This is a genomic window from Telluria sp. ZT3P26, assembly GCF_059686035.1.
This window is the reverse complement of record NZ_JCASII010000003.1, coordinates 184,614-203,384: the sequence shown is the minus strand read 5'-3', so window position 1 is coordinate 203,384 and position 18,771 is coordinate 184,614. Positions and strand designations below refer to the sequence as shown.

The 18,771-nt window shown below is 63.4% G+C and carries 22 protein-coding genes; 6 read left to right on the top strand and 16 right to left on the bottom strand.

Annotation, left to right across the window (positions count from 1 at the left end; translation table 11 throughout):
- Positions 1-114: 114 nt before the first annotated feature.
- A complete protein-coding gene (locus AC56LN_RS11675; protein ID WP_499571855.1) occupies positions 115-2,085 on the top strand; it encodes a peptidase U32 family protein in 1,971 nt (656 codons plus the stop codon).
- A gap of 156 nt (positions 2,086-2,241) precedes the next feature.
- Entirely contained in the window at positions 2,242-2,976 is a 735-nt protein-coding gene (locus AC56LN_RS11670; protein ID WP_499571853.1) for an SDR family oxidoreductase, read from the top strand.
- Positions 2,977-2,995: 19 nt separating this feature from the next.
- Here the strand turns inward: AC56LN_RS11670 and AC56LN_RS11665 are convergent, their stop codons facing one another.
- From AC56LN_RS11665 to mltG, 13 genes are all read right to left on the bottom strand, one after another.
- Positions 2,996-3,694 (bottom strand): glutathione binding-like protein, encoded by a 699-nt coding sequence (locus AC56LN_RS11665; RefSeq protein WP_499571852.1) that lies wholly within the window; start codon positions 3,692-3,694, stop codon positions 2,996-2,998.
- Between the two features lie 19 nt (positions 3,695-3,713).
- Positions 3,714-4,313, bottom strand: a complete 600-nt coding sequence (gene wrbA, locus AC56LN_RS11660) for an NAD(P)H:quinone oxidoreductase (RefSeq protein WP_499571851.1) — start codon at positions 4,311-4,313, stop codon at positions 3,714-3,716.
- A 113-nt stretch (positions 4,314-4,426) separates the two neighbouring features.
- A complete protein-coding gene (gene lpxO / locus AC56LN_RS11655; protein WP_482898715.1) occupies positions 4,427-5,326 on the bottom strand; it encodes a lipid A hydroxylase LpxO in 900 nt (299 codons plus the stop codon).
- A 189-nt stretch (positions 5,327-5,515) separates the two neighbouring features.
- Positions 5,516-5,743, bottom strand: a complete 228-nt coding sequence (locus AC56LN_RS11650; RefSeq protein WP_482898714.1) for a DUF6139 family protein — start codon at positions 5,741-5,743, stop codon at positions 5,516-5,518.
- A gap of 113 nt (positions 5,744-5,856) precedes the next feature.
- Positions 5,857-6,057, bottom strand: coding sequence for a hypothetical protein (locus AC56LN_RS11645; protein WP_499571848.1), 201 nt, complete (start codon positions 6,055-6,057; stop codon positions 5,857-5,859).
- Positions 6,058-6,386: 329 nt separating this feature from the next.
- A complete protein-coding gene (locus AC56LN_RS11640) occupies positions 6,387-7,301 on the bottom strand; it encodes a class I SAM-dependent methyltransferase (RefSeq protein WP_499571847.1) in 915 nt (304 codons plus the stop codon).
- Positions 7,302-7,425: 124 nt separating this feature from the next.
- The gene (locus AC56LN_RS11635; protein ID WP_499571845.1) at positions 7,426-8,094 is read right to left on the bottom strand and encodes an ankyrin repeat domain-containing protein; all 669 of its coding nucleotides are present in this window, start codon (positions 8,092-8,094) and stop codon (positions 7,426-7,428) included.
- A gap of 3 nt (positions 8,095-8,097) precedes the next feature.
- Positions 8,098-8,880, bottom strand: coding sequence for a TatD family hydrolase (locus AC56LN_RS11630; protein ID WP_499571844.1), 783 nt, complete (start codon positions 8,878-8,880; stop codon positions 8,098-8,100).
- 63 nt (positions 8,881-8,943) lie between these two features.
- On the bottom strand, positions 8,944-9,462 hold the full coding sequence (locus tag AC56LN_RS11625) for a GNAT family N-acetyltransferase (protein WP_499571842.1): 519 nt from the start codon (positions 9,460-9,462) through the stop codon (positions 8,944-8,946).
- A gap of 18 nt (positions 9,463-9,480) precedes the next feature.
- Positions 9,481-9,858, bottom strand: coding sequence for a PilZ domain-containing protein (locus AC56LN_RS11620; RefSeq protein WP_332532138.1), 378 nt, complete (start codon positions 9,856-9,858; stop codon positions 9,481-9,483).
- 10 nt (positions 9,859-9,868) lie between these two features.
- Positions 9,869-10,885: a DNA polymerase III subunit delta' gene (locus AC56LN_RS11615; RefSeq protein WP_499572486.1), complete on the bottom strand. Its 1,017-nt coding sequence runs from the start codon at positions 10,883-10,885 to the stop codon at positions 9,869-9,871.
- Between the two features lie 2 nt (positions 10,886-10,887).
- A complete protein-coding gene (tmk, locus tag AC56LN_RS11610) occupies positions 10,888-11,496 on the bottom strand; it encodes a dTMP kinase (protein WP_499571840.1) in 609 nt (202 codons plus the stop codon).
- Between the two features lie 14 nt (positions 11,497-11,510).
- Positions 11,511-12,512: an endolytic transglycosylase MltG gene (gene mltG, locus AC56LN_RS11605; RefSeq protein WP_499571838.1), complete on the bottom strand. Its 1,002-nt coding sequence runs from the start codon at positions 12,510-12,512 to the stop codon at positions 11,511-11,513.
- Positions 12,513-12,624: 112 nt separating this feature from the next.
- On the opposite strand from mltG, the gene ygfZ reads away from it, so the two are divergent.
- Genes ygfZ through AC56LN_RS11590 form a run of 3 tightly spaced genes read left to right on the top strand, consistent with a single transcriptional unit; the run spans position 12,625 to position 14,752 of the window.
- Complete coding sequence (ygfZ, locus tag AC56LN_RS11600; RefSeq protein WP_499571837.1) at positions 12,625-13,692, top strand: CAF17-like 4Fe-4S cluster assembly/insertion protein YgfZ; 1,068 nt, start codon at positions 12,625-12,627, stop codon at positions 13,690-13,692.
- A 2-nt stretch (positions 13,693-13,694) separates the two neighbouring features.
- Entirely contained in the window at positions 13,695-14,000 is a 306-nt protein-coding gene (locus AC56LN_RS11595; protein WP_499571836.1) for a DUF4936 family protein, read from the top strand.
- On the top strand, positions 13,991-14,752 hold the full coding sequence (locus tag AC56LN_RS11590; protein ID WP_499571834.1) for an NRDE family protein: 762 nt from the start codon (positions 13,991-13,993) through the stop codon (positions 14,750-14,752). Before AC56LN_RS11595 ends, AC56LN_RS11590 begins: the two co-directional genes overlap by 10 nt.
- A gap of 19 nt (positions 14,753-14,771) precedes the next feature.
- On the opposite strand, the gene AC56LN_RS11585 is transcribed toward AC56LN_RS11590, so the two are convergent.
- Genes AC56LN_RS11585 through AC56LN_RS11575 form a run of 3 tightly spaced genes read right to left on the bottom strand, consistent with a single transcriptional unit; the run spans position 14,772 to position 16,814 of the window.
- Complete coding sequence (locus AC56LN_RS11585; protein ID WP_499571832.1) at positions 14,772-15,680, bottom strand: SDR family oxidoreductase; 909 nt, start codon at positions 15,678-15,680, stop codon at positions 14,772-14,774.
- A gap of 23 nt (positions 15,681-15,703) precedes the next feature.
- Positions 15,704-16,486: an SDR family oxidoreductase gene (locus AC56LN_RS11580; RefSeq protein ID WP_499571830.1), complete on the bottom strand. Its 783-nt coding sequence runs from the start codon at positions 16,484-16,486 to the stop codon at positions 15,704-15,706.
- Positions 16,487-16,511: 25 nt separating this feature from the next.
- On the bottom strand, positions 16,512-16,814 hold the full coding sequence (locus AC56LN_RS11575) for a Dabb family protein (RefSeq protein ID WP_482898701.1): 303 nt from the start codon (positions 16,812-16,814) through the stop codon (positions 16,512-16,514).
- A 223-nt stretch (positions 16,815-17,037) separates the two neighbouring features.
- Here AC56LN_RS11575 and AC56LN_RS11570 point away from each other — a divergent pair, with 223 nt between their 5' ends.
- Positions 17,038-18,738 (top strand): MFS transporter, encoded by a 1,701-nt coding sequence (locus AC56LN_RS11570; protein ID WP_499571829.1) that lies wholly within the window; start codon positions 17,038-17,040, stop codon positions 18,736-18,738.
- Positions 18,739-18,771: the final 33 nt, after the last annotated feature.

Genomic DNA, 18,771 nt, shown 5'->3' with positions numbered 1-18,771 from the left:
GAGGGTCGGATTGCGCTAACATCGGCCGCCAGGATTGGCGCCGCAACGCTCGCGCCACATGACGGCAGCGCCCCGACTGGCTATAATCCCGGACTTCGCATCGAAGGATTCACCATGTCATTGCTAGCCCACGAGCTTGAACTGCTGTCGCCCGCCAAAACCGCCGAAATCGGGCGCGAGGCGATCCTGCACGGCGCCGATGCCGTCTACATCGGCGGCCCGGCGTTCGGCGCGCGGCACAATGCCAGCAACCCGCTTGAGGATATTGCCGGACTGGTGCAGTTCGCGCACGCCTACCGGGCGCGTATCTTCGTCACCATGAACACGATCATGCACGACAGCGAACTCGAGCTGGCGCGCAAGCAGATCTGGCAGCTGTACGAGGCCGGCGTCGATGCGCTGATCATCCAGGACATGGGTTTGCTCGAGCTCGACCTGCCCCCGATCCAGCTGCATGCCAGTACCCAGTGCGACATCCGTGGGCCAGAGAAAGCGAAATTCCTCGCCGACGTCGGTTTTTCGCAACTGGTGCTGGCCCGCGAACTGACCGTCGAGCAGATCCGCAAGATCCATCAGGTCACCGACACGCCGCTCGAATACTTCGTGCACGGCGCGCTGTGCGTGGCGTACTCGGGCCAGTGCTATATCTCGCACGCCGACAACGGCCGCTCGGCCAACCGGGGCGACTGCTCGCAGAATTGCCGCCTGCCCTACACGCTCAGCGATGGCCAGGGCCGCGTGGTTGCGTTCGACAAGCACCTGCTGTCGATGAAAGACAACGACCAGAGCCGCAACCTGGGTGCACTCGTCGATGCCGGCATCCGCTCGTTCAAGATCGAAGGCCGCTACAAGGACATGGGGTACGTGAAGAACATCACGGCCCACTACCGCCTGCTGCTCGACGAACTGCTGGACCAGCGACCGGAATTCGTGCGCGCCTCGAGCGGTCGCACGCGCGTCATGTTCACGCCGGACGTCGACAAGAACTTTCACCGTGGCCATACCGAGTACTTTGCGCAGGGCCGCCTGACTGATATCGGTGCCTTCGATTCGCCGAAGTACGTGGGCGTGGAGCTGGGCATCGTGGCGCGCCTGAACGGCGACAGCTTCGATGTCGTCACCAGCGCGCCGATGGCCAACGGCGACGGCCTGAACTATATGTACAAGCGCGACACGGTCGGCATCCAGGCCAACAAGGCCGAAAAGCTGGACGACGAGGCCGATGGCCAGCGCTGGCGCGTGTATCCGAACGAGCCGATGCAGACGCTGGCGGGCCTGAAGGTCGGCACCGTCATCCACCGCAACCGTGACCACGGCTGGGAAGCGACGCTCAACAAGAAATCGTCCGAACGCAAGATTGCGCTGGAACTGGTTCTAAGCGAGCAGGCCGATGGATTGCGCCTGGATATCATCGACGAGGACGGCATTGCATCGCATGCGGCAGCGGCGATTGCCCTGCAGCCGGCGACGCAGGCCGCGCAGGCGGATGCGGGACTGCGCTCGAGCGTTGCCAAACTCGGCAACACGATGTTCGAAGCGGGCCATGTCGAGCTCAAGCTGAGCCAGCCGTGGTTCGTGCCGAGCGCGGCGATCAATGCACTGCGCCGCGACGCCATTGCGGCGCATGAAGCAGCGCGGCTGGCAGCCTGGCAGCGTCCCGAGCGCAAGGCGGCAACGACGCCGCCGCCGGTGTATCCGGACGTGCAGCTGAGCTATCTGGCCAATGTCTACAACGACAAGGCGCGCGCGTTCTACCAGAAGCATGGCGTGCAACTGATCGACGCCGCGTACGAGTCGCACGAAGAAGCGGGCGAAGTCTCGTTGATGATCACCAAGCACTGCCTGCGCTTCTCGTTCAACCTGTGCCCGAAACAGGCCAAGGGCGTGCAAGGCGTGCAGGGTCAGGTGAAGGCCGAGCCGATGACGCTGGTGAGTGGCGAAGACCGCTACACGCTGCGCTTCGATTGCAAGCCGTGCGAGATGCACGTGGTGGGCGCGATGCGCTCGAACATCCTCAAGCAGCCGCCACCGTCAGCCGTGTCGTACACGCCGTTGACGTTCCATCGCCAGCGGCCACGGGCCTGACCGGTTGATCCGGCTATTGTTGTCAATCAAACGGCGCCTGCGGGCGCCGTTGTTCATTTCCGGAGGATCGTGCAATCGATGCCGAGGTTTCGGCATGGGCAACGCCACGCCTGATGCCCATACTTGCGGCACTGTCAACACACCAGGGAGCACAGCATGGAACACGCATCGAAAGTCATCCTCATCACGGGCGCCAGCAGCGGCATCGGTGAAGCCACCGCCCGTTTTCTTGCCGCGCAAGGGCACCGCGTCGTGCTCGGCGCGCGGCGCGTCGAGCAGCTGGTGGCGCTGGCAGGCACCATCCGCGCTGCTGGCGGCACTGCCGACGTCGCCCGGCTCGACGTGACGAGCATGGAGAGCATGACCGCGTTCGCCGACTTCGCGCTCGACTGCCATGACCGCATCGATGTCCTCGTCAATAACGCGGGCGTCATGCCGCTGTCAAAGCTCGATGCCTTGAAGATCGACGAATGGAATCAGATGATCGACGTGAACATCCGCGGCGTGCTGCACGGGATTGCCGCCGTGCTGCCAGGTATGCAGGCGCGCGGGAGCGGTCAGATCATCAATATAGCGTCGATCGGGGCGTATGCGGTCAGTCCGACAGCGGCCGTATATTGCGCCACCAAGTTTGCGGTGGCGGCGATCACGGAGGGATTGCGGCAGGAAGTCGGCGGCGCGATCCGCGTCACGCTGGTGTCGCCCGGCGTCGTGGAGTCGGACCTGGCGGAATCGATTTCGGATCCCGGTGCGCGCGCGGCGATGCGCGACTTTCGCAAGGTGGCGATCAAGCCGGAGGCCATTGCGCGCGCGATCGGGTTCGCGATCGATCAGCCGGCCGACGTGGATGTAAGCGAGCTGATCGTGCGACCGACGGCCAGTCCTTACTGAGGCACGTTCCCCGTCTCGTTCAGGCCGGGATCTTGAGGCCTTTTTGCACGGAAGGACGCGCCAGGAATTGCGTAAGCGCGGCCGCTACGTGCGGGAAGTCCTTGATGCCGACCAGGTCCCCTGCTTCGTAAAAATTCAGCAGCCCATTGATCCACGGGAAGACAGCGATATCGGCGATGGTGAATTCGTCGCCAGCGATCCAGGCGTGCTGCGCGAGCTGGCCATTGATGACACCAAGCAGGCGGCGTGACTCGTCGGCGTAGCGCTCACGCGGACGCTTGTCCTCGAAATCCTTGCCAGCGAACTTGTGGAAGAAGCCCAGCTGGCCAAACATCGGCCCCACGCTGCCGATCTGGAACATCACCCACTGCATCACCTGGTAGCGCGCAGCCGGGTCTTGCGGCATGAGCTTGCCGCTCTTGTCGGCGAGGTAGATCAGGATGGCGCCCGACTCGAACAGCGGCAGCGGCTGGCCGCCAGGGCCATCCGGATCGATGATCGCCGGGATCTTGTTGTTCGGGCTGAGGGACAGGAACGCCGGCGAGTGCTGGTCGTTCTCGGCGAAGTCGACCTTGTGCACTTCGTACGGCAAGCCGATCTCTTCCAGCATGATCGGAATCTTGACGCCATTGGGCGTCGGCATCGAGTACAACTGCAGCCGGTCCGGATACTGCGCCGGCCACTGCTGCGTGATGGGGAATGCGGAGAGATCGGTCATGGTGATGGCGCCCGCGCGATCAGCCGAACAGCTTGGCGGCGGTCTCGGCGATCAGCTTGCCCTGGTGGCGCGCGCCGCCCAGATCGATCTCGCTCGGCTGACGTTCACCCTTGCCACCGGCAATCGTCGTCGCGCCATACGGGCTGCCGCCGGCGACTTCATCGAGCGTCATCTGTTGCTGGTAGCTGTAAGGCAGGCCAACGATGGTCAGGCCGAGGTTCATCAGATTCGTGATGATCGAGAACAGCGTGGTTTCCTGGCCGCCGTGCTGGGTGGCGGTCGACGTGAAGGCGCCGCCGACTTTGCCGTTCAGGGCGCCGCGTGCCCACAGGCTGCCGGTCTGATCCAGGAACGCTGCCATCTGGCTGGGCATGCGGCCATAACGTGTGGGCGCGCCGATGATGATCGCGTCGTAGTGCTCCAGCTCATCCACCTTGGCGATGGGCGCGGACTGCTCCAGCTTGAAGTGGCCATTCTTGGCGATGTCTTCGGGGACGGTTTCAGGGACGCGCTTCACGTCGACCGTTGCACCGGCGCCGCGCGCGCCTTCGGCCATTGCGTTGGCCATCGTTTCAATGTGACCGTAGGTCGAGTAATACAGAACGAGTACTTTTGCCATGGACTTCTCCAATAGGTGAAAACAGAAAAGCCATTGTAGCGAGATCGGCAAAGATGCCGTTTTCGCTACAATGGCTTGTCGTGTCGTCGACCGTTCGGCAGAGTTCTGGGCGATCAGATCCAGTAGATGAATGCGGCCAGTGCGATGACCAGCGCCACGCGCGTGATGTTGTAGGCGGTCTTGTTCCACGCCTTGAAGCGGCGGCGGTACTGGCCCATGTAGAACGAAATACGGAACAGCTTGCTGACCAGGCCGACCTGGTCGCCCGTTTCATTGGGCGATGCGGCAGCCGTCATCAGGTTGCGGCCGAGCCAGCGGTTCACGCTCTGCATCCAGCGATAGCGCATCGGGCGCTCGACGTCGCAGAACAGGATGATGCGATCGCTCTCGCTGCCGTTGATCGCCCAGTGGATATAGGTTTCGTCAAACACGACGCCCTGGCCATCGCGCCAGCTGTGGCGCTCGCCATCGACTTCGATGAAGCAGCGATCGTCGTTTGGCGTGGCCAGGCCCAGGTGATAGCGCATGGAGCCGGCGAACGGATCGCGGTGCGGGTTCAGCTTGCCACCGGGTGGCAGCTCGGCGAACATTGCGGCCTTGACCGAAGGAATCGACTGCAGCAGCGCATAGGTCTGCGGGCACAGGCGCTCGGCCGATGGGTGGCTGGCGTCGTACCACTTCAGGTAAAAGCGCTTCCAGCCATTCTTGAAGAACGAGTTGAAACCGGCATCATCGTTCTGTTCGGCAGCCTTGATTTTCTTGAGCGCAAGCATGCTCTCGGCTTCGGCGCGGATAATGGGCCAATTTTCTTGCAGACGGGCCAGTTCGGGGAATTCGGACAGCGGCGTAAACGGCGTGTTTGGCACACGCGAGAACTTGTGCATGAAGATATTGATCGGCGCCATGAACGACGAGTGATCGAAAATCTGACGACGGAAAGGTAGACGGACGCGGCCCCGGAAGTGGATGTGCAGGATCGATAACACGTAAAAACCGACGACAACCCACTTCATACCATCCTCCGTCCCAGCCCATTGCGTGACTGGCTTGCTTAATCGAGGACGCAGAATACCACAACGGCTATGGGGCCGTTGCGGGCAGGCCGGGTTCTCGGAGAGAGACGCCGGCACATCGGCGAGGTGCGCGTCAAGCGCATGCCGATGTGGTGGAACTGGCGGACCAGCGGGCCCGCCGGGGAAATCTTAGTGCGTCACCGACGTGATCGCGTAGCCTTTTTCGGCGATCTGGTCGCTCAGGTGTTCGATGTCGAAATCCTTGATGCCGTCGGCGTTGTCTTCCACCTCGTAGGCCTGGGCTTCGATTTCCCAGTCGGTGTTGGTGGCTTCTTCAGGAATGCTCTTCGATTCCGGCACGGCCAGGTAAGAGAACTTGCCATCGTGTTCAGCTCGGCGATAGATATCCAGGCGCATATTATTTCCTCTATTTAATGTTTGCTTTCGAATGAAAGCGAGCATCTTCACAGTAGAAGATCGCGCACGGATCGTCTGTTAATTGCCCAACACTCAGTCGTGGCATGACGTCATCAACGGCCTGGCTGCTGCCCCAGCACCCGCGCGGGCAGCATGACGATGGCCTTGAGCAGGTTGAACACGGCATCGACCCCGATCCCCAGCAGCCTGAATGGCAGCAGCACCAGCCAGACGACCGGATAGATCAGCAGCGCGACCAACGCAATCGGCCAGCACACCATCAATAGCAGCACCCAGACGAGAAAACTCAGCATATTGCCTCCACATTGAACATAGACGCACTCTACCTGCCACCGTCTTCAGAAGGCCATCCCCATCCGACGCGGGGTCATTTTCGCGGCACGAACGGTCACGCACCGCGATAAACGGCGGCGAGCAATTTCCACGAACCCAAATCCAAACAATGAGGGTCAGCGTCGAATTATCGAGCAACTGATTCACTGCAATTGGCAAACAATTCGACTCTGACCCTAGTTATCCATCGAGCAATGACCCATCAATTAGGGTCAGAGTCGAATTATTGGGTAATTGATTAACTGAAGTTGTCAAACAATTCGACTCTGACCCTATTTGTGGGGGTGCGTTAGGCGTATTCGGCGATTTGTTCGGTGACGGTCTGGGTGACGACGTCGGCCTGGATCGAGGCTTGCAGCGACGGGATCGAGCCGCCGGCGCGGTAGGCGAAGGACAGGCGCAGCAGGTCGCCGGCTTTGACGGTGATGGGCGTGTACAGCGGCAGCGTCATGTAGTGGTTCAGCCAGTCGATCGTCGTGGCTTGCTCCTGCACGATGGCCAGGACGTTTTTCGTCACGAAGCGCATCGCGTTCAGGGTGCCGGACTGTTCGATCAGGACCGAGCCTTCCCAGGCGATCAGGCTGTCGACCGGTTGGCCGAAGTCGATGATGCTGTAGACGGCGGGCTGCGACAGCTCGATCGTGCCGGGCTGGACGACGCCGGTTTCCTGGAACTGGACGATCGGGGCGTAGAAGCCGTCGAAGTCGTATTCCTGCTGGAGCGGCTGGACGGCCATGATGACGGCTTCCGGCATGAACAGCGGCAGCGGGCCGCCGAATTTGGCCAGGTAGCGGCGCTTGAATGATTCGATCACCTCGACCTGTTTTTCACGCAACATGCCGACGTGGATCATTTCGCAGATGACGACATCGACCGGCTCCGGCGGCAGGTAGTCGAATGCGTCGGCGTGGACGACTTCGACCTTGTGGCCGTTCGGATTCATGGCCAGGAAGCGGCGCGCTTCACGCACCATGTCCGGGTTGTATTCGACGCAGTAGACTTTCGACGCTTTCTGCGCCGCGAAGAACGACAGCACGCCCGTGCCGCCACCCAGTTCCAGCACCTTGGCGCCGGGGAAAACCGAGTAGTGGATGGCGGACTTGAAGCTGTGCATCCGGTTCTGGTCCATCAGCATATTGTGATGGTAGTGGACTGGAATGAACTGCCCCAGGTAGCAGCTTTCGATTTCGCGTTCGTTCAGCATGATTATCCTCGTCGTCCTGTGTTGTGGGACCGTAGGACTATTATTGATACTATTTCCTGCGCGCAATCTGTCGAGGTGAGGGGCAAATAACGTCCAATTCAATCCGGACGCGGTTCGTCGCTCTTTACCGGCCGGACAACAGCCCGGCCAGTTTGTCGTGACCAGCCTGCTTTGCCAGCTGGGCAGCGGTGAAGCCTTCGGTGTTCTTCAGGGCCGCGTTCGCGCCCTTGGCCAGCAACAGGCGCACGATCCCGTCCTGCCCCTCGCGTGCCGCCATCATCAACGGCGTCACGGCGCCGGACGGGCGCGGCGACAGCGCATTGACCTGCGCGCCACGCTCGATCAGCAGCTGCGCAATCGCGGCGTCGCCACTGGCGGCTGCATAATGCAACGCCGTCCAGCCGGGCTGGTTGACCTTGGCGCCCTTGTCGAGCAGCGCGCGCACGGTGTCGCCATCGCGCTTGAACGCCGCCATCATCAGCGCCGTGTTGCCGTTGACCGCCTTGCGTTCCAGGTCCGTGCCCGGATGTGCCAGCAAATCCTGCACGACGGCCGTCGAGCCTTCGCGGATCGCCAGCACCAGCGCCGGCTCACCGCCCAGCGGATTGAGTTCGTTGGCATTGACGACCGTCCCGACCATCTTGCGCACGGTACTTGCATCGTCCATCTGCACGGCGCGGAAGAACGACGACACCTGCTTTTCATTGGGCGCCTGGGCAGCGTTGGCACCGACGGCCACCACGCCCAGTACACCGGCCGCGCACAGGCGCGCCATCAAACGAACGATTCGCATGCGTCAGCTCCTGGCTGTCTGGAACAGGTTGAAGAAGTTCTCGCTCGTCTGCGCCGCGACGTCGCGCAGCGACACGCCTTTGAGCGTGGCGATGTACTCGGCCACGTGCGCCACATACCCCGGTTCGTTCATGCGCCCGCGGAATGGTACCGGCGCCAGATACGGCGAATCGGTCTCGATCAACATACGCTCGAGCGGCACGGCCAGTGCGACCGCCTGCAAGTCCTTGGCGCTCTTGAAGGTGACGATGCCCGAGAACGAAATATAGAAGCCCTGCGCCATCGCCGCCTGCGCCACCTCGAGCGACTCGGTAAAGCAATGCATCACGCCTGCCACGCCACCGGCGTCGGTGCCGGCGCCCTCTTCCTGCATCAGGCGGATCGTGTCTTCGCTGGCGGCGCGCGTATGGATGATCAAGGGTTTGCGCGTCTCGCGCGAGGCGCGGATGTGCACGCGAAAACGCTCGCGCTGCCAGTCGAGGTCACCCTTGAGGCGGAAGTAATCCAGGCCCGTCTCGCCGATGGCGACGATCTTCGGGTGGTCGGCCAGGTCGACCAGCTGTTGCACGGTCGGCTCAGGGGTTTCCTCGTAGTCGGGATGCACGCCGACCGAGGCAAAGATATGCGGATATTGCTCGGCCAGCGCGAGCACTTGCGGAAAGTCCGGCAGGTCGACCGACACGCACAAGGCATGCGTGACCTGGTTCTCGGCCATCTTGGCCAGCACCTCGGGCATGCGGGCGGCCAGTTCCGGAAAATTGATGTGGCAGTGGGAATCGATAAACATCCCGCCATTGTACGCGAGGCGCCCTGCCACAGCACGGGCGCAAGCCGCGCACGACGGTCACGTTCAGGCCACGCGCTTGCCCAGAATGATCAGATCACGCTCGATGCCATCGAGGTTCGCCACGCGCGGGAAGTTGGCCCAGGTCTCGAAGCCGTATTTACCGAACAGCGCCAGGCTCGGCGCATTGTGGCCGAAGATGAAGCCCAGCAGCGTGTGCACCTTGACCTCGGGTGCGAACGCGATCGCCAGTTCCAGGCAATAGCGTCCCAGGCCCCGGGCACGCGCGCTTTCGGCGATATAGATCGAGACTTCGGCCGTGCCCGAATACGCCGGCCGGCCATAGAAGTTCGAATACGACAGCCAGCCGATGACCGCCGGCTGTTCGCTCGTGTCGTGCGCATCGTGGATCACCCACAGCGGGCGCCGGTCGGGCGTGTGCTCGTTGAACCAGGCTTCGCGCGATTGCACCGACACCGGCTCGGTATCGGCCGTCACGTCGCGTGAGGCGATGGTGGAATTATAGATATCGACGATGACCGGCAGGTCGTCGCGTCGGGCCAGGCGATGGACGTAGGAAGGCATGCAGCAGAGATGGGTTAGTTACAAAGTATGAGTGGCGCGCGAAGACCGCAATGCAGCGCCGAGGATTTCTTCGATGCGCTGGCGGGCGCGCTGACCCGATTCGTCGGCCGGGAAATGCACGCCGATGCCTTGCGCCTTGTTGTTGTTGGCGCCCGCCGGCGTGATCCAGGCCACGGTGCCGGCGATCGGGTATTTGTTCGGATCGTCCATCAGCGCCAGGATCAGGTAGATCTCGTCGCCGATCTGGTAAGGCTTGGTGGTCGGGACGAACATGCCGCCATTACGCAGGAATGGCATGTAGGCCGCGTAGAGCGCCGCCTTTTCCTTGATCGCCAGCGACAGCACGGACGGCCGCGGGGCCTGGGCTGCGGTGGCATCGGGCGGATTGGCGCTCATCGTGGTCCTCTCATGTACAGCAGCCAGTGTACTCAAGCAACATGTCCTCGACAAATAATTTTGCCGACAACGGATGATCGGCCACCGCGCGCCGCTCGTTCATGGCCTTGATCGCGCGCAGCAGGTTGCCTGTCTGCGCCCGGCCAGCCAGCGCCGCCAGCTCTTTCTGGTAGCGCGGGTAGTAGCGGATCCTGCCCGACAATTTAACTGAAAACACATCGTACAGCCAGCGCTGGGTCCAGGCGACCAGGGCCGGCAACTCCGCCTTGGCCAGCTTGTCGGCTGCGCGCAGCGCCGCATCCGGCGCCGGGCGCGCGAGAAAATTGAGCAGCACGTCGAGTTCTTCGCGGCTGCCGTGCGCCGAGGCGGCCAGCGCTGCCAGCGGCGCGCCGCCCTGCTCGCGCAGCCAGCTGTCCGCATCCGGCACGCTTTGCGCGTTCAGCCACGCCAGCGCGTCGTCATGCGACGGCATCGGCAGCGCGAACTTGCGGCAGCGTGACAGGATCGTCGGCAGGAGCCGATCCAGGCTATTGGACGACAGCAGGAACACGGTGCCTGGCGGCGGTTCTTCCAGCGTCTTGAGCAGCGCGTTCGATGCCGGCGTATTCAGAGCCTCGGCCGGATACAGGACCACGACGCGCAAGCCCTGGCGGTGCGTCGAGATATTCATGAAATCGGCCAGCGCCCGGATCTGCTCGATCTTGATCTCTTTCGACGGTGCCTTGGTCGACTTCGATTTGCGATCGCCGTCGCCTTCGTCGTCGCCGGCACCCGGTTCGTCTTCGAGCGCTTCGGGCCGCACGCGGCGGTAATCGGGATGGTTATGCTGAGCGAACCAGCCGCATGATGCGCAGACGCCGCAGGCATGGCCGTCAGGCCGGGCGTTCTCGCACAACAGCGCCTGGGCAAACGCTTCGATGAAATCAGCCTTGCCGGTGCCGGCCGGGCCGTGGAACAGGATCGCGTGCGGCATGCGCGCGCGCAGCGCCTGCAGTTGGGTCCATGCGGCGCCCTGCCACGGATACATCGTCACAACAGGCGCTCCAGGACATCCGCGAGTTCACGCTGGATCGCCTCGATGCTGCGCGTCGAATCGACCACCACGAAACGCTGTGGGAACTGCGCCGCGCGGCGCAGGTACTCGGCGCGGCACCGGGCAAAGAACTCGGCCTGCTCGCGCTCGAACTTGTCGAGCGTGCGCGAGGCCGCAAGCCGTTCGCGCGCCACCTCGAGCGGCACGTCGAACAGCAGCGTCAGGTCAGGCTGCAGCGCCGGATGCACCCACGCCTCGAGCGCTTCCATCTTCTCGCGCGACAGCCCACGGCCACCGCTCTGGTACGCGAAACTGGCATCGGTAAACCGGTCCGACAGCACCCAGTGGCCCTGCGCCAGCTGCGGCGCAATGACCTGCGCAATGTGCTCGCGCCGGCTGGCAAACATCAGCAGTGCCTCGGTCTCCAGGTGCATCGTTTCGTGCAGCAGCACGTCGCGCAGCTTTTCGCCCAGCGGCGTGCCGCCCGGCTCGCGCGACGCGACCACGGTCTTGCCGCGGCCCGCCAGAAAATCGGTGACGAAACCGATATGGGTCGATTTTCCGGCGCCGTCGATGCCTTCGAACGTGATGAACTTGCCCTGCATGGAACAACCTTCTGTCATTGGGTGGTGATCCCGCGCTGGTAGCGATTCACGGCGCGGTTATGGTCCGGCAGATTGCTGGAGAACTGGCTGGTGCCGTCACCGCGCGAGACGAAATACAGCGCCGGCGTCTCGGCCGGCGCGAGCGCCGCCTGCAGCGATTGCAGGCCGGGCAGCGAAATCGGCGTCGGCGGCAAACCGCCGCGCGTATAGGTATTGTACGGCGTGTCGGTCAACAGGTCCTTCTTGGCGATCTTGCCGACGAACGCATCACCCATGCCGTAGATGACGGTCGGATCGGTCTGCAGCAGCATGCCGGTGCGCAGGCGGTTGACGAACACGCCGGCAATCATCGTGCGCTCGCTCTTCTGCCCCGTTTCCTTCTCGACGATCGAGGCCATGATCAACGCTTCGTACGGCGTTTTGTATGGCAGTGCCTTGTTGCGCTTTTCCCAGGCCTCGTTCAGGTGGTCCAGCATGGCCTGGTGTGCACGGCGGTAGATCTCGATCTCGGACGAGCCCTTCGCGAACAGATAGGTATCGGGGAAGAACAGGCCTTCCGGATTCTTGTACTCCGTCGAGATCTTCGCCATCAGTTCGGCGTCGGTCAGCTTGACGGTATCGTGCTTCAGGCGCGTGTGGCTGCTGATCGCCTGACGCATCTGCCTGAAGCTCCAGCCTTCGATGATCGTCACGGCCTCTTGCGCGAATTCACCACGCACCAGTTGCGAGAGCAGACGGCGCGGCGTCGTGTTCGGCTTCAGTTCATAGCTGCCGGCCTTGATGCGGCCCGCATCGCCCGTCAGGCGCGCCAGCAGCACGAACAGCGTCGGGTTGACGGGTACGCCGGCGGCGGCCATCTGCTGCGCACTGGCGGCCACGCCGCTGCCGGGATTGATCGAAAATTCGATGGGGGCGCCGGGGACGGGCAAGACCTGCTTGGTCCACCAGGCGAAGCCGCTGGCGGCAGCGACGGAAACGATGACGCCGGTAACGAGTAATTTTTTTATCAGTGCCATGTGTTTGCGCGGTCAACGTGCGAAATGGACCGCGCCCGGCGCGATTTTCCACACAACTCTATAATGAGGCCGTAATGATAAAGCCTAATTGCCTAAATATAAGCGGATTTTGATGACGACCCAGACAGACATCCAGAACACGCCTTCGCCAGCATCCGGCCACGACCAGCTTGCGCCCGCCGCGCAGGCCATCGAGACTGGCCCGCAGCTCACGCTCGACGACGTTAACGCCGGCTTCATCGCGACGGTACGCGACCAGGGCCTGATCGCCGTGAACGGTGACGACGCTGCCAAATTCCTGCACACGCAACTGACCAACGACGTTGAGCACCTGACGGCGACGGACGTGCGCTTCGCGGGCTTCTGCACGCCGAAGGGCCGCCTGCAGGCGAGCTTCCTGATGTGGCGCGACCTTGAGGCCGTCTACCTGCAACTGCCGCGCGCCATCCAGGCGCCGCTGCAGAAGCGGCTGTCGATGTTCGTCATGCGCTCGAAGGCCAAGCTCGTCGACGCGACCGATGCGGCGCCATTCGCCACGGTGCTGGGGCTGGGCGGCGCGCGTGCGCAAGCGGCGCTCGGCCAGATCGTACCGACGCTGCCGGCCACGCCAATGACGAAAACCGATGGCGCGTTCGGTACCGTGCTGCGCCTGAACGACGCGTTCGACGCGCCGCGCTACCTGTGGCTGACGTCCGCCGAGACGGCAGATGCGGCGCTGTCGGCGCTGGGCACGCAGCTAGCTGTCGGCGGCGACCAGGCCTGGCAACTGGCGACGATTCACGCGGCCGAGCCGCAGGTCGGCCCCGCCACGCAGGAACAGTTCGTCCCGCAGATGATCAATCTCGAGCTGCTGGGCGGCGTCAATTTCAAGAAGGGCTGCTATCCGGGCCAGGAAATCGTCGCGCGTACCAAGTACCTCGGCAAGGTCAAGCGCCGCGCTGCGCTGGCACGTATTGACGACGCGGGTGCCCGCCCCGGCGATGAGGTGTTTTCGCTGCTCGACCCGAGCCAGCCCTGCGGCATGGTCGTGAACGTCGCGGCCAACGGCATGGGCGGCGCCGACGCGCTGGTTGAAATCAAGCTGGCTCAGCTGACTGAAGACGTGCGCCTGGGTTCGGCCACCGGCGCGCGTGTGCAGTTCCTGCCAATGCCGTACAGCCTCGATGCGATCGACGACTGACGATGGCCGATCTGTCCGTCTCTGACCTGTACGTGTATTACAAGGTGCGCGACGCTGACACCGCGCAACTGGCCCCGCTGGTGCGCGCGATGCAGGCGGCCCTCGCCGCCAGCGAAGGCGTGAGCGTGCAGCTCAAGCGCCGGCCAGGCAATCACGATGGCCTGCAAACCTGGATGGAAGTCTACCCGTCCGTTCCTGCCGGTTTTGACGCAGCGCTCGCGCGCGCCGTCGAGCATGCCGGATTCGAATCCCTGCTCGCCGGCCCGCGCCGTGCCGAAGTCTTTACGGAGTTGCCGCCATGTGCCTGATCGTTTTTGCCTGGCACGTCGTCCCCGGCGTGCCTGTCATCGCCGCCGCCAACCGCGACGAATTCTATGACCGCCCCGCCCTGCCCGCCGCGCCGTGGCCCGAGCATCCGCACGTGATCGCCGGGCGCGACCTGCAGGGTGGCGGCAGCTGGATGGGTGTCTCGCTGACGGGCGCCAACGGCCCGCGCTTTGCCGCGCTGACCAATATCCGCAGCCCGGGTGAACGCCAGCCCGATGCGCCGACGCGTGGCGCGCTGGTGGCCGACTATCTGGCCGGCGACATGGATGCGGGTGCCTACGTCGCGCAACTCGCCGCGCAGCCGGATCACTACAACGGCTACAACCTGGTGCTGGGCGATAGCGAGGCGCTGTACTGGTACTCGAACCGCGGGCAGCAAGATCCGCGCAATGGCCAGCCGCTCGAACGCGGCCGGATCTACGGCATCTCGAATGGTTTGCTCGATGCGCCGTGGCCGAAGGTGCTGCGCACGAAAGCGCAGTTTGCGAGCCTGCTGTGCCAGGGCGCGCCGGAAGACGCATACTTTGAAATGCTGGCCGACACGACCCGCGCACCCGATCTGCGCTTGCCGGAAACCGGCGTGCCGCTCGAAATGGAGCGGATGCTGTCATCGGTGTGCATCGAGTCCGAGGAATACGGCACGCGCACGTCGACGGTCGTCAAGCTGTACGTCAACGGCGCGCCCGACCTGCACGAGCGCGTCGTGGTGCCGGGCGAGCAGGTTACGGCCTGACGCAGTGAGGTCTGGCCGCTTAACGGCGGCCCTTCAGGCCCACCTTCAGGATGTCGCGCAAGTGCGGCGTGGCCGCATACGGATCGGGGGGCTGCCGCCCGGCCACGAGCGCAGCAGCGTGATCCGCCACCGACCCCAGTGCCTGCGGGTGCGAAAACACATAGAAGCGCTCGGCGCGGATGGCATCGAACGTCAGCTGCGCGACCTGCGCCGCGGACACCTTGCCCGAACCGACGGCTTTCTCGGTCAGGGCTTGCGCCGCCATCTGGCTGGCCGTCATGATCTCGTCGGTGCGCAGTTCGTCCGGCCGGTGCCGGTGCGATTGCGCGATCTGCGTCGGGATGAAGTACGGGCACAACACCGAAGTGCCGATCGGCGCATCGACCAGCTTGAGGTCGTGATACAGCGTTTCGGTCAGCGCCACCACCGCATGCTTGGACACGTTGTACAGGCCGAGCGCCGGTGAATTGATCAGCCCGGCCATCGATGCCGTATTGACGACATAGCCGCGGTAGGCCGGGTCCTTGGCCGCGCATTCGAGCATCACGGGGATGAACGCGCGCACGCCGTTGACGACGCCGTACAGGTTCACGCCCAGCACCCACTCCCAGTCTTCCTCCGAATTTTCCCAGATCAGGCCGCCGGCGCCGACACCCGCATTGTTGAATACGAGGTGCACCGCGCCATAGCGCGCCATCGCCGAATCGGCCAGCTCCTGCACGTGCGCGCTCTTGCGGACATCGCACACCATCGCGATGACGTCCGCGCCGCCATCCTTCAGTTCTTCGGCAGCTTTCTCGAGCGCCTTGCGCTGCACGTCGCCCAGCACCAGCTTCATGCCAAGACTGGCCGCCATGGTGGCGAACTCGCGGCCCATGCCACTGGCCGCGCCCGTGATGACTGCGACCTTGCCCTTAAAATCATCCATCGTCTTGTCCTTTGACCGTGCGCTCAGACAGCGGTGACGCCGCCATCGACCGCCAGTATCTGTCCCGTGATGTGCTTGCCGGCGTCGGAGGCGAACAGCACCACCGCGCCTTTCAGGTCTTCGTCGTCGCCCAATCGCCCCAGCGGCGCCGCGGCGGCGAGGCTGTCGGCGCCGTACGCAGCCAGCACCCCTTTGGTCATCTTCGATGGGAAGAAGCCCGGCGCGATCGCATTGACCGTGATGCCATGGCGGCCCCATTCGCCGGCCAGCGTGCGCGTGAAGTTGATGACCGCGCCCTTGGACGTGTTGTACGCAATGGTCTGCATCGCATCCGGCGGATTGCCCGACAGGCCGGCGATCGACGCGATATTGACGATGCGCCCGTACCGCCGCGGGATCATCGACAGCTTGCCGACTGCCTGCGCAACGAGGAACACCGAGCGCACGTTCAGGTTCATGACCTTGTCCCAGGCCTCGAGCGGATAATCCTCGGCCGGCGCGCCCCAGGTGGCGCCGGCATTGTTGATCAGGATATCGACGTGACCCAGGCGCGCAAGCGCCGTCTCGACCAGGCCTGTTGCGTGCGCCGGGTCGGACAAATCGCCCGCGAAGCAGCTTGCGTCGATGCCCAGGTCGTGCAGGCGGGCGACGGCGGCGTCGAGTTCTTCCTGCTTGCGTGACGTGAGGATCAGGCGCGCGCCCTGCTCACCCAGCGCCTGCGCCATCTGCAGCCCGAGCCCGCGTGAGCCGCCGGTGACAATGGCGGTCTTGCCTTCCAGTGAAAACAGTTGCTGCGTGGTGCGCATACGGCCTCCGGTCAGAACGGCGTGGTCAGACTTCGTAATCCATGCACTGGCGGCCTTCGCGGATCGCGCCGATGAAGGGCACCACCGCCTGATGCACCGGGTGCGCGATGTACGCGGCCAGCGCTGCGCGGTCGGCAAACTCGGAATACAGCACGATGTCGTAGGTGGCTTCGAGGTCGGGCTGGGCCAACGTGACCTCGAACGTGACGATGCCGGGGACAATCGCGGCGCACTCGTCGAGACGGCGCTTCATGTCGCGTGCATTGGTGGCGCGGTCTGCGCCCTCGGCCTGTTCCTTCAGTTTCCACATGACGATGTGCTTGATCATTTGCGCTCCTGTTGTATGCATTGCGGGCAGCGTTGCCTGCCCTTCGTAATCAGTATAGCGACCGCACGACCGTTCGCCAAAACGGTACAAAAAACATATTTACAGTGCGGAGCCTGGCCTACCCATTTTGCAAGATTCGCGTAAGTTTCGAGGCGCACATTTGCTTGGCTGACCAACAATCAGCATTTCCGCTTAAACACAAAACAATGAACGGAGACCACCCATGGCCATCACACCCGGCAACACTGTCGGCGCCGTACCACCTACCACCACCGCCGGCCTGACCAAGGAAGAGCGCAAGGTCATTGCCGCTTCCTCGCTCGGCACCGTGTTCGAATGGTACGATTTCTACCTGTACGGTTCGCTTGCCACCATCATCGCCAAGCAGTTCTTCATCGGCGACCCCAATACCACCTTCATCTTCGCGCTGCTGGCCTTTGCCGCCGGCTTCATCGTGCGGCCATTCGGCGCGCTCGTGTTTGGGCGCCTGGGTGACATGATCGGCCGCAAGTACACGTTCCTGATCACGATCCTGCTGATGGGCGCGTCGACCTTCCTGGTGGGTATCCTGCCCAGTTACGCGCAGATCGGCATCGCCGCGCCCATCATCCTGGTCACGCTGCGCATCCTGCAGGGCCTGGCGCTGGGTGGGGAGTACGGCGGCGCGGCAACGTATGTGGCCGAGCATGCGCCGCACGGCAAGCGCGGGCTCTTCACGGCGTTCATCCAGACCACGGCGACGATCGGCCTGTTCCTGTCGCTGCTGGTCATTCTCGGCACCCGCACGCTGATCGGCGAGGAAGAATTCCAGGCCTGGGGCTGGCGCATTCCGTTCCTGATCTCGGTCGTGCTGCTGGGGATTTCGGTCTGGATCCGGCTGTCGATGAACGAGTCGCCGGCATTTGCCAAGATGAAGGCGGAAGGCAAGACGTCGAAAGCGCCGCTGTCGGAAGCCTTCCTGAAACCGAAGAACGCCAAGATCGCCCTGCTGGCGCTGCTCGGCCTCACGATGGGCCAGGCCGTGGTCTGGTACACGGGCCAGTTCTACGCGCTGTTCTTCCTGACCAAGACGCTCAAGATTGCCGACCCGACGGCCAACATCCTGATCGCGATCGCCCTGCTGCTGGCCACGCCGTTCTTCATCATCTTTGGCGCGCTGTCGGACAAGATCGGCCGCAAGTGGATCATCCTGGGCGGCTGCGCGATTGCGGCGGCGACCTACTTCCCGATCTTCAAGGCCATCACGCACTACGGTAATCCGGCACTGGAAACGGCGCTGCGCACCGCGCCCGTGTTCGTCGTGGCCGATCCGGCCACCTGCAGCTTCCAGATCGACGCAACGGGCACCCGCAAGTTCCCGTCATCGTGCGACATCGCCACGCGCATGCTGACAGCGGCCTCGGTCAGCTACAACCGCATCGATGCACCAGCCGGCACCGTCGCCACGATCAAGATCGGCACGACCGAGTTCAAGTCGTTCAACGCCGTCATGACGCCGGATAACCTGAACTTCGACGATGCCTCGAAGGCCAGCGAAGCGGCGCTCAAGAAAGAGGTCAACGGGGCATTGGCCAGCGCAGGCTATCCGGAAAAAGCCGATCCGGTTGCGATCAACAAGCCGATGCTGGTCGTGCTGCTGTTCATCCTCGTGCTGTACGTGACGATGGTGTATGGCCCGATCGCGGCGATGCTGGTCGAGATGTTCCCGACCCGGATCCGCTACACGTCGATGTCGCTGCCGTATCACATCGGCAATGGCTGGTTCGGCGGGCTGCTGCCGACGACGGCCTTCGCGCTGGTGGCGTTCAAGGGTGATATCTATTACGGCCTGTGGTACCCGATCATCATCGCCATGACCACATTCGTGATCGGTGCGCTGTTCGTGCGGGAGACCAAGGACAACAATATCTACGCGAACGACTAGTTGCTGTGAGGTGTGCGTGAAGCGTGGAAGGCA